At 49.3% G+C, this 15,213-nt stretch carries 15 protein-coding genes and 1 tRNA gene; 5 read left to right on the top strand and 11 right to left on the bottom strand.

What is annotated here, in order from left to right; genetic code table 11:
* Positions 1-131: 131 nt before the first annotated feature.
* Both J3999_RS11070 and coaD read right to left on the bottom strand, forming a co-directional pair.
* Complete coding sequence (locus J3999_RS11070) at positions 132-779, bottom strand: peroxiredoxin (RefSeq protein WP_238843396.1); 648 nt, start codon at positions 777-779, stop codon at positions 132-134.
* A 281-nt stretch (positions 780-1,060) separates the two neighbouring features.
* Complete coding sequence (gene coaD / locus J3999_RS11065; RefSeq protein WP_208127960.1) at positions 1,061-1,555, bottom strand: pantetheine-phosphate adenylyltransferase; 495 nt, start codon at positions 1,553-1,555, stop codon at positions 1,061-1,063.
* A gap of 129 nt (positions 1,556-1,684) precedes the next feature.
* Between coaD and J3999_RS11060 the strand changes: the two genes are divergently transcribed.
* Positions 1,685-1,918 carry a DUF2789 domain-containing protein gene (locus J3999_RS11060; RefSeq protein WP_208127959.1) on the top strand — a complete coding sequence of 78 codons (234 nt, stop codon included), beginning with the start codon at positions 1,685-1,687 and terminating at the stop codon, positions 1,916-1,918.
* Between the two features lie 7 nt (positions 1,919-1,925).
* Here the strand turns inward: J3999_RS11060 and rsmD are convergent, their stop codons facing one another.
* Both rsmD and J3999_RS11050 read right to left on the bottom strand, forming a co-directional pair.
* On the bottom strand, positions 1,926-2,552 hold the full coding sequence (gene rsmD / locus J3999_RS11055) for a 16S rRNA (guanine(966)-N(2))-methyltransferase RsmD (RefSeq protein WP_208127958.1): 627 nt from the start codon (positions 2,550-2,552) through the stop codon (positions 1,926-1,928).
* 51 nt (positions 2,553-2,603) lie between these two features.
* Positions 2,604-3,542 (bottom strand): LysR family transcriptional regulator, encoded by a 939-nt coding sequence (locus tag J3999_RS11050; RefSeq protein WP_208127957.1) that lies wholly within the window; start codon positions 3,540-3,542, stop codon positions 2,604-2,606.
* A 347-nt stretch (positions 3,543-3,889) separates the two neighbouring features.
* On the opposite strand from J3999_RS11050, the gene J3999_RS11045 reads away from it, so the two are divergent.
* Entirely contained in the window at positions 3,890-5,662 is a 1,773-nt protein-coding gene (locus tag J3999_RS11045) for a GNAT family N-acyltransferase (protein WP_208127956.1), read from the top strand.
* 67 nt (positions 5,663-5,729) lie between these two features.
* On the opposite strand, the gene J3999_RS11040 is transcribed toward J3999_RS11045, so the two are convergent.
* Positions 5,730-7,037, bottom strand: a complete 1,308-nt coding sequence (locus J3999_RS11040; RefSeq protein WP_208127955.1) for a pitrilysin family protein — start codon at positions 7,035-7,037, stop codon at positions 5,730-5,732.
* Complete coding sequence (locus tag J3999_RS11035; RefSeq protein WP_208127954.1) at positions 7,037-8,428, bottom strand: pitrilysin family protein; 1,392 nt, start codon at positions 8,426-8,428, stop codon at positions 7,037-7,039. The genes J3999_RS11040 and J3999_RS11035 overlap by 1 nt, the downstream gene beginning before the upstream one ends.
* Positions 8,429-8,573: 145 nt before the next feature.
* Between J3999_RS11035 and ftsY the strand changes: the two genes are divergently transcribed.
* Genes ftsY through J3999_RS11020 form a run of 3 tightly spaced genes read left to right on the top strand, consistent with a single transcriptional unit; the run spans position 8,574 to position 11,249 of the window.
* Positions 8,574-9,848 carry a signal recognition particle-docking protein FtsY gene (gene ftsY / locus J3999_RS11030; RefSeq protein WP_208127953.1) on the top strand — a complete coding sequence of 425 codons (1,275 nt, stop codon included), beginning with the start codon at positions 8,574-8,576 and terminating at the stop codon, positions 9,846-9,848.
* Positions 9,849-9,850: 2 nt separating this feature from the next.
* Complete coding sequence (locus J3999_RS11025; RefSeq protein ID WP_173283947.1) at positions 9,851-10,672, top strand: DUF2914 domain-containing protein; 822 nt, start codon at positions 9,851-9,853, stop codon at positions 10,670-10,672.
* On the top strand, positions 10,659-11,249 hold the full coding sequence (locus tag J3999_RS11020; RefSeq protein ID WP_173283946.1) for a hypothetical protein: 591 nt from the start codon (positions 10,659-10,661) through the stop codon (positions 11,247-11,249). Before J3999_RS11025 ends, J3999_RS11020 begins: the two co-directional genes overlap by 14 nt.
* Positions 11,250-11,360: 111 nt before the next feature.
* Here the strand turns inward: J3999_RS11020 and fabB are convergent, their stop codons facing one another.
* The 5 genes from fabB to J3999_RS10995 form a co-directional block, all read right to left on the bottom strand.
* Positions 11,361-12,581: a beta-ketoacyl-ACP synthase I gene (fabB, locus tag J3999_RS11015; protein WP_208127952.1), complete on the bottom strand. Its 1,221-nt coding sequence runs from the start codon at positions 12,579-12,581 to the stop codon at positions 11,361-11,363.
* Between the two features lie 3 nt (positions 12,582-12,584).
* Positions 12,585-13,100 (bottom strand): 3-hydroxyacyl-[acyl-carrier-protein] dehydratase FabA, encoded by a 516-nt coding sequence (gene fabA, locus J3999_RS11010; RefSeq protein WP_208127951.1) that lies wholly within the window; start codon positions 13,098-13,100, stop codon positions 12,585-12,587.
* Positions 13,101-13,342: 242 nt separating this feature from the next.
* Positions 13,343-13,418 (bottom strand) — tRNA-Thr (locus J3999_RS11005).
* 58 nt (positions 13,419-13,476) lie between these two features.
* Positions 13,477-14,238 (bottom strand): type III pantothenate kinase, encoded by a 762-nt coding sequence (locus tag J3999_RS11000; RefSeq protein ID WP_208127950.1) that lies wholly within the window; start codon positions 14,236-14,238, stop codon positions 13,477-13,479.
* Positions 14,231-15,061, bottom strand: a complete 831-nt coding sequence (locus J3999_RS10995; protein ID WP_208127949.1) for a biotin--[acetyl-CoA-carboxylase] ligase — start codon at positions 15,059-15,061, stop codon at positions 14,231-14,233. The genes J3999_RS11000 and J3999_RS10995 overlap by 8 nt, the downstream gene beginning before the upstream one ends.
* Between the last annotated feature and the right edge of the window lie 152 nt (positions 15,062-15,213).

The following is a 15,213-nucleotide window of genomic DNA, read 5'->3' as shown; positions in this document are numbered from 1 at the left end:
TGTAATCCCCTTCCTCTCATAAGCAGAGTAAGGTGTTCTTGTTATAAAAAAACCACAGCCAAGCGAACTCGACTGTGGCTTTATCAGTAACACCGGATCTAAACCGGTTTAAAACCGAGGGTCTCTGTCAATTACAGAGATTTCTTGCAGAAGTAGAAATCCACACACTCGTATTCGCCTGACGTCATACGTTGCTTCGCTTCTTCAACGGTAGCGGCAGGAGGAACGATGACCTTCTCGCCTTTGCGCCAGTTTTCCGGTGTCGCACAAGCGTTAGCATCAGACGTCTGCATCGCTTCCAGAAGACGAACGAATTCGTCGATCTGACGGCCGTTAGACATCGGATAGTAAACCATCGCACGAAGAATCCCTTCAGGATCGATAATGAAAGTTGCACGTACCGCAGAAGTATCTGCCGCCGCTTCGTGAATCATTCCGTAAGCCTTAGCCACCTTCATATCCAAGTCCGCAATGATCGGGAACTGGATATCAACACCGAATTTCTCTTTGATGTTCAGTACCCATGCGTTGTGCGAGTGGTGTGAATCGATTGAAAGACCTAGCAGTTCGCAGTTCATAGCATCAAACTTGTCTTTACGCTCCTGGAAAGCCATGAATTCGGTGGTACAAACCGGAGTGAAGTCTGCCGGGTGAGAGAAAAGGATCAGCCATTTTCCCTTGTAATCTTCAAGCGTTTTACGGCCGTGAGTCGTTTCCGCGTCAAACGCAGGTGCAGCTTCATTCAAACGTGGCAATCCGATAACAGTAGTCTCTTCCATCATTTTCTCCTTCAAGAAGTTTTGAGTAATTCGCTTTTTATATAAACCTAATTAATGCATGCATAAGAATATCCTTTTAAATCGAGGAGATCCAATTGTTTATTCTTAAACTTTTAATAGTTAAAACCTATAACAAGAACAAAACTAATAAAATTTAGTTATAAAAAAAACTCCGTGTAAAAACAGAGTTAATTGCCCAGTCTTTAAGTATTAATAAGCATACTTGATTATTTCACCTATCAAAGTGAACAAAAAGTGACACCATCACTGCAGCGATTTTTTTAAACGGTATCCGTCTGACGGAATTTTGCAAACAGGGCTTCCTGCACCTTGGGATGGACAAATTCGCTGACATCGCCGCCGAGCACGGAAATTTCGCGAACAAGAGAAGAGGAGATAAAAGAGAACTGTTCGGCCGGGGTCATAAACATGGTCTCTACATCCGGCGCTAACTTGCGGTTCATCGACGCCAGTTGAAATTCATACTCGAAATCCGACACCGCACGAAGACCACGCAGTAAAACATTGCCGTCGATACTGCGGACAAAATCGACCAGCAGCCCGCTGAACCCGATGACTTCGACATTCTGCATGCAAGCCGTAACTTCCTTCGCCAGTGCCACTCGCTCCTCGAGAGAGAAAAGCGTGTTTTTATTGCGGTTATCGGCAACGGCGATAACCAGCCGGTCGTAAAAACGGGCCGCTCGCTCAATAAGATCGAAATGACCGCAGGTAATTGGATCAAAGGTTCCCGGGTAGACAGCAGTGATACTCATAAATTTCCCAATCGAGACATTGAAATGATGCGCCTATGATACCGGAATCTGCCGACTTTGCGAGCGACATAAAAGTTTGTATCATAAGGAGAAACCTCTTCTTTCCCTTAGTGATTCAAGGAGCGCTTTATGGAATTACCGGATCATACGCTTAATGCACTCTTCGCCCAACTCGGCCTGCCTGACTCCGACAACGATATTGATAACTTTATCGAGCGTCATAAAGGCGTGGATAAAGCGACGCCTCTGGCGCAAGCTGCATTCTGGAATGAAGGACAAGCGGCCTTTTTAAGTCAGGCAATACAGGAAGATGCCGACTGGGCCGAAGTGGTCGATCATCTTGATGCGCTCTTGCGCACTTGAAAAGCGGTTACTCTTGTTTGCAAAACAGTCCGAAACGCACTTGCGAGGTGGTCTTCTCTCTGTAGCAGCGCCACTCTTCGGGTAACTGCGGCCAATCGAGCGACTTTTCCTGTTCCAGGTACAGCCAGGCATGTTCGCAATCGATCCAACCGTTCTTGAAAAGCGAATCCACAGCCGGCTGCATCAGTCCGCGGTTAAACGGAGGATCAACAAAAACCACATCAAATTGCTGTGTGGCCTGCTGATCGAGCCACTGCAAGCTGTCGCACTGATGCACCTGTCCTTTATCGCTCTTGAGAACCTGCAAATTACTGCGTAACTGCTCCGCGTTATCAGCCGACAACTCCAGAAACAGGCAGTTCTTCGCACCGCGGGACAGTGCCTCAAAGCCCAGAGCGCCGGAACCGGCAAACAGATCCAGACAATTTGCTCCGGGGATTTCAAACTGTAGCCAGTTAAACAGCGTTTCGCGCACCCGATCCGAAGTCGGTCTAAGCCCTTCGGCGCTTAAAACCGGTAGTTTACGACCGCGCCAATCGCCACCGATCAGACGGACTTCACCGACGGCAGTGGGCTGCCCGCTTCCTCGACCAGTCTGACGTCGAGAATTAGATTTGCTGGTACGTCGACGCATAATATCCTTTATCCATACTCCGGTTTACGACAACCGTTACAACCTTGACGCTTAGTCAAGCGCCTGAAAGTAATTCAATTCACTCAATTCACGCTCCAGAAATTCGGCAAATACCCGGGTTTTCATCGGCAGATAACCTCTGCCCTGATAGATCAGGCTGACCTTATAGGAAAACTCGTTCACGCCGATCTCATAATCGGGCAAAAGACGTACCAGATTTCCGCTGCGCAAGTCTTCGTTGATCAACCAGTTCGGAACCAGGGCGATCCCCATTCCTTCAATACACATTTTGCCCACCGCACTGACATTCGAAGCATAGATTGTGCGCTGAATCGGCAGCTCGACTCTTTCAGCATCTTCTTCGTACAGATTGCGGAAAAACCAGGTATCGTAATCCAGAAAGTGCAGCGCCGGAACATTCTGTACATCTTCCAACGAGTTCACCGGATATTGCTCCAGAAATTCCGGCGAAGCGCATAAATACAATTTAACCGTCGTCAGCGGCACCACGGTAAAATCCGAACTGATCTGCCCCCCGACACGAACCGCGACATCAATCCTGTCTTTATTGAAATCCAGACATTCGCCGGTAATCAGTAATTCGAGTTTAAGCTGTGGATGCAACTTGCGGAACTTTTTTAACAGCGGCACCACTTTAACCTCACCGAATCCCGGAGGCAGCGTAACTTTTAAAGTTCCCTGTACCGTATTCTGGCTGTCCAATGCCTTGGCCTGCGCGGTACGGATCATCTCAATCCCCGGCAGAATCGACTCGCAATAGATCGCCCCCGCTTCGGTTAACTGCAGATGCCGGGTGCTGCGTTCGAACAGAGGAAAACCAAGCTGCTTTTCCAATCCCTGAATGGTGCGCGAAATGGATGAGGCACTGATATTTCGTTTCTGCGCAACGGCCGCAAAACTGCCATGCTCGACCACTGCCAGCAGGATAGACAACTGCTCAAGCTTAAGTGCATCCAGATCTATTTTCATAATCGCTCCTGTTTATTCCAGCGGATACCGTTTCGCTCCCGAAATCGCATATAACTCGAGAAAGGTCTTTTTTCACAGCCATTAGCCGGAATTCCTGCGGCAGCAGTTTGGCCTCTTCCAAACGGATCCGCAACCTATTTTTACAGTTTTATCGCTCTCGCACCAGCCCCAAAACGGCTTCGTCAAGCAGTCCAAAAACCGATTGCAAACCGATTCAAGGTCTTTTCCGATGAAATCCGGGAGCTACGGCGGACTGTCATTTAAGCTTCATACCGCCTTCATACCGTCTTCACCTTCAGGAGGGACAATCTCGCTGACTAAAATGACTGTTACTGTGCGAGAAGATCATGCTACATATCGAACAAGCCATTGCGGAAAAATGGCCGAACCTTTCCTCCAAACCGGCTTATCCGCTTATCGTCAAAATGCTCAAAAAGCTGCTGCACGAAGACGAGATCAACCAGTTTATCGAAACCAACCGGCATTTGCGCGGCTTCGCTTTTCTGGATCAGGTTCTGGAGCACTTTGAGTTCAGCTATCAGGTCAACCATGCGCAACTCAACCGTATTCCGGCCGACGGCAAAGTTATTATTGTCGCCAATCACCCGATCGGCTCACTGGACGGACTGGCATTGTTAAAACTTGTGCGCTCGGTGCGTCCCGACGTGCGTATTGTCGCCAACGACCTGCTGGCCAATATCCAGCCGCTGAAAGATCTTTTCCTGCCGCTCGACAATCTTAACGGAAACAGTCATAAAGCCGCTTTTAAAGCGATGTTGCACGCTCTGGAAAACGAGCAGGCGGTGATTATCTTTCCCGCCGGCGAAGTCTCGCGGATCAGACCAAACGGCGTCAAGGACGGCCCGTGGAAAAGCGGCTTCTTGAAACTTGCCCGCAAAAGCCAGACGCCCGTCCTGCCGATCTTTATCGATGCCCGCAACTCTGCCCTATTCTACAGTCTATCAACGCTGTATAAGCCGCTTGGAACACTGATGCTGGTTCAGGAAATGTTCAATAAAAAGGCTCAGCAGATCGAGTTTCATATCGGTAAAGCGATCAGTTCAAAAACACTGTCTGCATCCGAGATTCAAGGGAAACGCCTGGCCAACGCCTTCCGTAAACATCTGTACCGCCTGGGTAAACCGAAAAAGCTCAAAAAGAAGCCCTTCCTGCCAACCATGGAAACCATTGCGCACCCGATTGACCGTAAAGCGCTGCGCCAGTCGATCATTGACGGCCAACTGCTGGGGGAAACTCAGGATCGCAAAAAAATCTATCTGTTTGATTACGACGCCAATTCACCGGTCATGCATGAAATCGGACGCTTACGTGAACTGACCTTCCGCACCGTCGAAGAAGGAACCGGAAAAACCATCGATCTGGATCATTACGACGCCCTGTACCAGCACCTTGTCCTATGGGATGAGGAAGAGTGGGAAATTGTCGGAGCCTACCGTCTGGGTAGAAACTATCTGGAATCCCAGAAACGTAATAAAACCGGTGCCGAAATCTACTGTACCAGCCTGTTCGAATTTAATGAGCGGTTACAGCAACAGTTGCCGCAGGCGCTGGAACTGGGGCGCAGTTTCGTACAGCCTAAATATTGGGGCAAGCGCAGTCTTGATTATCTCTGGTTCGGTATTGGCGCCTATCTGCAGAAGCATCCGGACATAAAATACATGTTCGGCCCGGTAAGCCTTTCCAACGCCTATCCGCAAACCGCCAAAGAATTGATTGCCGGATTCTACCTGCAACAGTTTGGCGATTTCCAGTCTTTAGCCACCGCCAGACAGCCGTTTAACATCAGCCCGGCAAGTCAGGCGATTGCCGAACAGGAATTCAGCGGCGACTACAGCAGCAGCCTGAAAAAGCTTAATGCCTTGCTTGCACTGGAGGGCGTCAAGCTGCCGACTCTGTTCAAGCAATACGCCGAACTCTGCGAAGATAAAGGTTGCCGCTTTATCGATTTCAATATCGACCCCCTTTTCAGCGATTGTATCGACGCCTTCATTTTTGTAGAAATCGATAAAATCAAAGCCAAAAAGCGTAATCGCTACATGCCGGATGCCACCACGGAAGCGCGTACCGATCAACCCGCGCCGCAAAGCGCGGTCGCCTGAACCTTTCTTTTTTTAGCGCAGAAATAAAAAAGCCCGCTGCAAGCGGGCTGAACACGCAACCTTGATCTTATTGCGGCTGACCGACCATCAACTTAAGCATTCTTTCCGGTTGAATATGTCGTTTCCAAGCAGAGAGAATATCCACTTTGGTCACTTTTTCGACCTGGTTCGGGAACCACTCAAGATAATCCAGAGGCAATCCGTAAAAACCGATCATGGAAATATAGCCGAGAATCTTGCCGTTGCTGTCGATACGTAAAGGGAAACCGCCAACCAGGTTATCCTTGATCGCCTGCAGACGCTCGTCGGAAAAATCCTGCATGAAATCCGTCAGTGTCTGGCGCACCACTTCATCGGCTTCTTTGGCGGAGGCATTCTTGGTCGACAGACCAATCATAAAAGGTCCGCTTTGCTTCATCGGCGCAAAATAACTGTACACGCTGTAAACCAGCCCACGCTTTTCACGCACCTCTTCCATCAGATAAGAGCCGAAACCACTGCCCCCGAAAAGATGATTACCGACAAACAGAGGAATATAGTCCTTATTGCCGCGCTCGATTCCGATCTGAGCTAAAGCATAATAGGTCTGCGAAGACGGAAATTCCGTTTTAACCTCTTTGGCTTCTTTCACCGCAACCGGTTTCGCCAAGGGCGCCGGTTTATCGCCCTGCGGCAAGGATTGTGAAATCTCGTCCGCCATTGCTTGCGCCTGATGGCGATCAACGTTTCCGACAATGGCGATAACAGCATTATTGGCATTGTAATAACGGCGGTAGAAAGACGCGATTTCCGCCTGAGTCAGTTTACCGACGGTCTTTTCCGTTCCGCTGACCGGGTGGCCGTATGGGTGTTGTGGATAAAGCGTCTCCCAGAGCTGATCACTCAACACCGACTGCGGTTTCATCGACTTCTGCTTGATCCCTAACAGCAGACGTTTGCGCTCGCGTTCAATAATCTCCGGCTTGAACTGCGCCTGACTCAATACATCGACATACTGCTCAAACGCCTCCTGCATAACGGCATCGCGAGTCAAAGTACGCAAATTAAAACTGGCATTATCACGGCCCGCGCCGCCGCCGAACTGTGCACCGATGCGATTGAAACGGTCGGCAATCTGATCCTCATTCTGCTTGTCGGTTGCAGTTCCGATCAGATCAGCGGTAAAAGAGGCCAATCCCCAGGCATCGCCGTCGCGAATCGCGCCGGCATCAAAAGTCACCTCAATATCCAGCATCGGCAATTCAGCGGAATGAACATACATAACCTTACTCCCTCGATCAGTCATCCAGGAGTGAATTTCAACCTCCGCCGACGCGTTCAGGGAAACGACAAACAAAACAAAGGTAATCAAGATTCGATAAGTTGATTGCAACATTAATGAACTCCTTTTCCTGGCAGAGCACCGGTTACAGGCCCGGTCGCCTCCTCTCCATTCGGGACAAGAACCGCGACGGTTTGTTGCTCCGGCGAGAAATACTTGCGGGCGACCGCCTGAATCATCTGCGGTGTGACCCGACGCAGATTCTCCACCCAGTTATCCAGCGTATCGGGCGGAAGACCGACGCTCAGCAAGGAACCGAGAATAATCGCCTGCGACTGAATAGAGTCCTGATGATAGATATACTGCGCTTCGGACTGCGCCAATACGCGATCAAGTTCATCCTGAGAGATCGGCTGCTGCTGGAGCTTTTTGATTTCCGCCCACAACTCTTGCTCGGCCTCTTGCGGCGTTTTGCCTTCATTCGGTGTAGCGTTAAGAATAAACAGCGTCTGCAAACGATCGGTCGCATCAAAATTGCTTCCGGCACTGGCGACAACTTTACTGCCGCGAATCAAATTTTTGCTGAAACGCGCCGAGTCGTCACCGGAGAGAATATCGCTTAAAACACTCAACGCATAAACTTCGGCTTTTTCTGCGTCGCTTTGTGCCGTCACCAGGGTCGGAGCGTGAAAACCGATCAACAACTGGGGCAGTTTGGTTGCGCCCCGCAGGGTGATCCGGCGCTCGCCTTCCTGTTTAAATTCTCGCTGCGGTTTAGGCGCCACAATCTCTTCCGGCTCATAGGCGCCATAGTACTTTTTCGCCAACTGATAAACGGATTGCGGATCAACGTCTCCGACTACGACCAGAGTGGCATTATTCGGCGCGTACCACTGCCGGTACCACTGACGCGCATCCTCGGCTGTGTAATGACGGATATCCTGCATCCAGCCGATCGTCGGTTGACGTGCAGGGCTGCTGACAAACGCCGCCGCTTTGAATTGTTCGTAAAGTTTTCCGGCCGGTTTATCTTCTACCCGCCAGCGGCGTTCCTCAGTAACGACATCGCGCTCTTTCTTAAATTCGTCATCGGTAATAACAATATGCCGCATGCGATCCGCTTCGAGACGCATGACCTCCTCGAGGTGCTGCTTGCCGACGGCCTGATAATATGCCGTGTAATCAGTCGAAGTGAATGCATTCTCTTCACCGCCGAGCTGCGCGACCCGCTTGGAAAATTCACCCGGCCGCAAAGTTTTCGTGCCTTTGAACATCATATGTTCCAGCATATGAGAAATTCCGGTAACGCCATTCGGCTCGTAATTCGATCCAACCTTATACCAGACCTGATGCACCACAACCGGCGCCCGGTGATCCTCCTTGACCACCACACGCATGCCGTTTTTCAGCTGATATTCGCTGATCGAGGCCAGTGCCGAACCACTCACAATCCCGAAAGCAACCAACAAAACCAGCTGTTGGCCCAATCTCTGTATGCCCTTCATTCCTGAAATACTCCCTTCGATTCGATTTTGCTTCACCGGCAAGCGCTTATCGCTCGCGGCATGCAGGATTTCATTGTGTTTTGCTTTATAATAAAGCCGCCTTACGATTTCAAGTCTTAATAAACCCTGAAACAGGAACAACTCAATGTTTAGCTTTTTCCGCAAAAAGAAACAAACACACGAAACCGAAGAAAATAACGATAGTAATGCGCTAAACGAAATTCCGGCGGAAGAGGCTCAGCCCGCCCCTGAACAAACTCGAGAAGAAATCCAAGAAGAAGCCCCGGCGGCATCCGATGCAATACGAGAAGAAGCGGCGGAAGTAGTACAAAAGACGGAATCCCCTTCTGCCGAAACGGTTCTTGCGGCAGAAACGAAGCCTGACGAATCGCTTGCGGAAACGACAATCCCCGAAAATACGCCAGAGACAGAGCCAAAGCAACCGACTCAAGCAGCGACCGCTGCTGCCGAGGAACCGCAAAAGAAAAAAGGGCTCTTTGCCCGCCTCAAGGACGGTTTGAGCAAAACACGTAAAAGCTTTACCGATAGCCTGAGCAGCCTGATTCTCGGCAAAAAAGAAATCGACGCGGATCTGCTCGACGATCTGGAGATGATCTTGCTCACTGCAGATGTCGGAATCGATGCCACCGACCGTATTATCCAGAATCTGACCGATCAGGTTTCGCGCAAGGAACTTAAAGATCCACAGGCACTGATTGACGCGCTAAAAACACAATTGCAGGAAATCATTGATCCTATGAGCCGTCCGCTGGAGATCGACGATTTCCTGAAAGCCAACGACGGCCCTTATATCATTCTGATGGTCGGTATTAACGGGGTCGGCAAGACGACTACCATCGGTAAGCTCGCCAAGAAATTCCAGATGGAAGGCAAATCAGTCATGCTGGCGGCCGGAGATACATTCCGCGCAGCGGCGGTCGAACAGTTGCAGACCTGGGGCGAACGCAACAATGTCCCGGTTATCGCACAGAAAACCGGCGCCGATTCGGCTGCGGTTATCTTTGACGCCGTTCAGTCTGCCAAAGCAAAAAACATCGATGTGTTGATTGCCGATACCGCCGGACGCTTGCATACACAATCCAACCTGATGGAAGAGTTGAAAAAAGTGAAGCGCGTTATCGGTAAAGTTGACGCCACCGCTCCGCACGAAGTCATGCTGGTAATCGACGCAGGGACCGGACAGAATGCACTTAACCAAACCAAACAATTCCACGAAGCGGTTCAGGTTTCCGGGATCACATTGACCAAACTGGACGGAACTGCCAAGGGCGGGATTGTCTACGCCTTGGCGGAACAGTCGCACATTCCGATCCGTTTTATCGGTGTCGGCGAAAAAATCGACGACCTGCGCCCGTTCGACAGCAAGGACTTTACCGAAGCCCTCTTTGATCAGAAGTAATTATGGCGATTGCGGATACCGACAATCCGGACTATCAACGCGCTTATAAAACCGGCTATCGCCTTGCCCTGGCCGGAAAAGGTCATGCGCAGATGCCGCACGACATTCGCCACGACGGTCGGATGCGCGAATATTTTGTTGAAGGTTGGCAAGCCGCACAAGACGACATGGTTCGCCAGCAGGAGTTGTTAAACAAACCTGACTGGCGCTACCGCATCGCCTGGCTGATTATCATGGTACTTGGCGGCTTGGCTACGGCCGGTGTAATGCTCAAACAAGCCCATGAACAGAACCCCCAAGTCGCCGCAGAACCTGAAACTCCGGTCCCTTCTTCTGCTATTGCGCAGACGCACTCCGAGACAATCACCCTGCTTTCCGATGAACAGCGTCGCGATATCAGTGATCAACAACGTCTGTATGCACAGCAGGAAGCGCGCAAAACGCCCTTGGCGCCATTGACAGCAAATCTGGAAGTAGAAATCGCCCAACCCCGCCTTGTCGCCGACACAGAAAACATCCCTCTCGACCTGCAGACAGATAGTGCAAACTCGATAGCGTTGCTTCCTAAGTACTTGAGAAAACTTGCATTCCATACGCAAGTCCGCTTGAATAGTGCAGGCACTCTGTTTCTGGTATGGCGTTATAATGGATTAGAGATACAGAAGCAGTCTTATGAATTGAGCGCAGGAGAGCATTCGCTTACCAGCACACAGCTCATGAGCAGCAGTCGCCAGGGACGGTGGCATATTGAAGTATTGGACGGACAGCAACGCGTATTCCAACGCATGACATTCGACTATGGGCAAAACAATGAAAGTCACTAAATCCTTATGGTTAAGCGTTCAACTGGCCACACTGGCCGCGTTGATATCCGGCTGTAGCAGCGGGCCGCCGCCGAAGAAATCTCTGGACAACATCTGCTCGATCTTCTATTACGATGACGACTGGTTTGATGCTGCGCAGGATTCTTATCGCCGTTGGGGGACTCCACCATGGGTTCAGCTGGCCTTCATACATCAGGAATCGACTTTCAAGTCCCATGCCAAACCCAAAATGGAATATTTCCTTGGCATCCCGATAGGCAGAGCTTCCAGCGCCTACGGTTATGCGCAAGCAACCGATGAAGCCTGGTACGACTATCAGAAGTCTACCGGTAAATGGAGTGCGAAACGCAACGATATCGACGATGCCTTGGATTTTATCGGTTGGTACAACTACCAATCCTATAAGCGTCTAGGGATTTCTCGGGATGACCCGTTCAAGCTTTATCTGGCCTATCATGAAGGGCATACCGGTTATAAACGACGTACCTATCTGCAAAAGAATTGGTTGCCGCCTATCGCCAAAAAAGTCGCCAACCGTTCACGTCTGTATAAAAGCCAATATCGCCAGTGCCGCTAAAGCGACAAACACTAAAACGATAAACGTCAGACATAAAAAAACCGAGGATAACCTCGGTTTTTTTATGCGCGATTTACCGCGTATTACTGACTAAGGAAAAGACGGGGAATCTCAGCCTTTATACTTTTCAAAGACCAAGCTCGCATTGGTTCCACCGAAACCAAAGCTGTTGCTCATCATTCGGTTAAGGCCGGCATTATCGATACGTTCGGTGACAATCGGCATACCTTCGCACTCAGGGTCCAAGGTTTCGATATTGATCGACGGTGCAATGAAGTCGTTTTCCAGCATGCACAGGCTATAGATAAACTCGTGCACCCCAGCCGCACCCAAAGAGTGTCCGGACATCGACTTGGTCGAACTGATCTTAGGAACTGCATCTCCGAAAACTTCACGGATAGCCGCGGCTTCTTTAGTGTCACCTACCGGAGTCGAAGTTCCGTGCGGGTTGATATAATCGACAGGTCCTTCAACACCTTCCAGTGCCATCTGCATGCAGCGTACCGCACCTTCACCAGACGGTGCAACCATGTCGTAACCGTCAGAGTTGGCACCGTAACCGGTGATTTCTGCATAGATCTTCGCGCCACGCGCCAAGGCATGCTCCAACTCTTCCACAACGACCATACCGCCACCGCCGGCGATAACAAAACCGTCACGGTCCGCATCATAGGCACGGGAAGATTTTTCAGGCGTATCGTTGTATTTGGTCGAAAGCGCGCCCATAGCGTCGAACAGAACAGACATAGTCCAGTGCAATTCTTCACCACCGCCGGCAAAGACGACATCCTGTTTACCCAGTTGGATCTGTTCAACAGCGTTACCGATACAGTGCGCAGAAGTGGAACAGGCAGAACTGATTGAATAGTTAAGCCCTTTGATCTTGAAAGGCGTTGCCAGACAAGCGGAAACCGTAGAGCCCATTGTACGGGTAACCATATAAGGCCCGATACGGCGAACACCTTTTTCACGAGCAGTTTCAACCGCACCGGTAGAGTTCGAGTTGGATCCGCCACCGGAACCGGCGATCAGACCGGTACGCGGGTTGGAAACCTGCTCTTCGGTCAGACCGGAATCTTCAACCGCCTGCTGCATCGCAATGTAAGAGTAAGCAGCCGCATCGCCCATAAAGCGCAACTGTTTACGGTCGATATGATCTTTAAAATCTAAGTTTTTGACTGCGCCATGCACCTGAGAACGAAGACCGTTTTCAGCATATTCAGGAGCAAAGACAATCCCTGATTGACCGTTTTTCAAAGAATTTGTAACTTCTTCTTTATTGTTTCCTAAACTCGAAACAATCCCAATCCCGGTAATGACGACTCTTCTCATAACTTAAAATGCATCCGTATTCGTAAATAATCCAACTTTAAGGTCCGCTGCACTATAGATCTCGCGGCCATCGACAAAAAGCTTAGCGTCAGCCAAGCCCATATAGAGCTTGCGTTTAATAACGCGCTTCATGTCAATTACGTACTCAACTTTCTTGGCCGTCGGCAATACCTGACCGTAAAATTTCACTTCACCAGAACCCAGTGCGCGACCGCGGCCCGGACCACCGGTCCATCCAAGATAGAAACCAATCAACTGCCACATTGCATCCAAACCAAGACAGCCTGGCATAACAGGGTCTTCGTTGAAATGGCACTCGAAGAACCAAAGATCTTTGCTGATATCTAGTTCCGCTTTAATCTGTCCTTTGCCGTAAGCACCACCCTCTTCAGAAATATGAGTGATACGATCAAACATTAACATCGGCGGCAAAGGCAACTGAGCATTGCCCGGGCCAAAAAGTTCACCACGGCCGCAGGCCAATAGTTCTTCTTTGGTATAACTTGATTGTTGTTCCATCCGGTCTTCCGCTTTTCTAATATTTAAACCTGGGCATTATAGCAGTTCACTCGTTTTCAGTACAATTCAAAGCAAGTTTTATCAACAAAATCATAACGCTGACAAGCTGCCATTATCGGAAACGCCGCAAGGCGTCATAATAAAACCTGCTGAACGTTAATTTACAGAGATAAAGAAAAGGTAAATGCTACATGCAAACAAAAAACCCCGTGTATTAGGGTTATACACGGGGTTTAGAATAATGGTGCCGACAGAGGGACTTGAACCCCCAACCTACTGATTACAAATCAGTTGCACTACCAATTGTGCTATGTCGGCGAGATGGTGCGTATTATAAAGGCAAAGCCGATGGTGTCAATTATTTTTTTGCAAAAAATTAGCGATTTTTTACCGACTCTACCATGTGCACCATGCCAAGCAAAACCAGATCCGGAACATAGGCAAAACGACAGTCCAAAAGAGATGCAAGCTGCACTGCATCGCCACCGGTAAGCAGCACTTTAAACTGAGTACCCACCTGATGATTCAGATCGGAAATCAGATGATTGATAAAGGACGCCGACATATAAAGGGTACCGGCAAGAATCCCGCCGGCGGTATCCTTGGCCAGCATGGTATCCGCTTCTTCATCCAAGTCGTCTTCATCAGTCATTTCCAGAAGCGCAGCACCATTCGCCAGAGAATGACGCATCGTTCTCAGGCCTGGCACGATAAAGCCGCCTTTATGCATACCGTCGACTACGGCATCGACCGTTAGAGCGGTACCCGCATCGACGACAATATAAGGCATCTGTGTCATCGAATGACCGCCAAGCATTGCCATCCAGCGATCACTGCCCAGTTTGTGAAAATCCTTGTAACCGGATTGCAGTCCACAACAGGATTTCTGTGTACTCAACTGAATTGGAATCAACTGCCACGCTTCGTGGATCAGCGACTTTAACTCTTCGACAATATGTTGATTTCCGACTGTCGAAAAATACACTTCGTCGATCTGGTTAAATTCTGCAAATAGCAGTTCATCTATATTACTGAGAAAATCTTCGGTAAGTTCCGCGCCGAGATATTCATAATGGCCATCTTCTGAAATGGCATATTTGATACGGCTGTTGCCGATATCGATAAAAATTCTATTCATAGCTTTCACAAGGTCTAATTGAGACTGATCCTGAACGATATCTGGTTAAAAGGCCATCAATGCTTACTAACAGTTCTCCCGAAGCATCAATACCCTGATAGACCCCTTTCTTCCTAGTGCCGGTATCATACACAAATAGCTCCTGACCGACAGAAAAATAATCCAGCTTTTTAAATGCGTCTATCTGCTGACCAAACAAGCCGGGTAAGAATGTTTCGGCTAATTGACACAGTTCACTGATCAGACTCGATAAGAAGGCAAGATTATGCTCAGGAGCATAATCATTGAAGCCACAACCGGATTTGAGCAACGCGGGCTTATCAGGATTATTCAATTCACTCGGTAATGAGTGCATCGCATTTTGGGCATTAAGGCCAATGCCGATAATAAGCCAACAGCCGTCGGATTGGTACTTTCTAACTTCGACCAGCAATCCGCCAAGCTTGCAAAGCACTGCCCCTAACTCACTGTTCATCGCCTTGACCACATCATTAGGCCACTTGATTCGCGCGTCAAGAGCATAATAGGCGTTCAAACACTCAACCACCTTAACACCGACAAGCTGTGACAGACCATCCAATTCGTGTAATGCCACCTTAAATGGTAATAACAGACTAAAAGTAAGATCTTCGTGCCCGCTTTGCCAACTGGCCGCTCTTTGCCCATAGCCTGCTGATTGATACCGGCAATAGCACAAACTGGGCATTACATCCTGAGTTTTTAAAAAAGCACTGGTGGAATCCAAGGACTCGTACAGGTAAAGTTCAAGATCTGGAAAAGTTTCATGTAAAGCATTTTGCAGTACGCTTAGAGACGGTAACACGATTGAGCACTCGGAATAAATAAAACAGATTGTAATGGAGATGAGGAGAAAAAACGATCAGGCATAAAAAAAGCCCGCTGGATTAACCTAGCGGGCTTTCGGGATATAAGCTTGGCGATGACCTACTCTCACATGGGACCTCCCACACTACC

This window comes from Thiomicrorhabdus sp. 6S3-12, assembly GCF_017571475.1.
Lineage (GTDB): Bacteria > Pseudomonadota > Gammaproteobacteria > Thiomicrospirales > Thiomicrospiraceae > Thiomicrorhabdus.
This window is presented reverse-complemented; position numbering and strand designations above follow the sequence as displayed.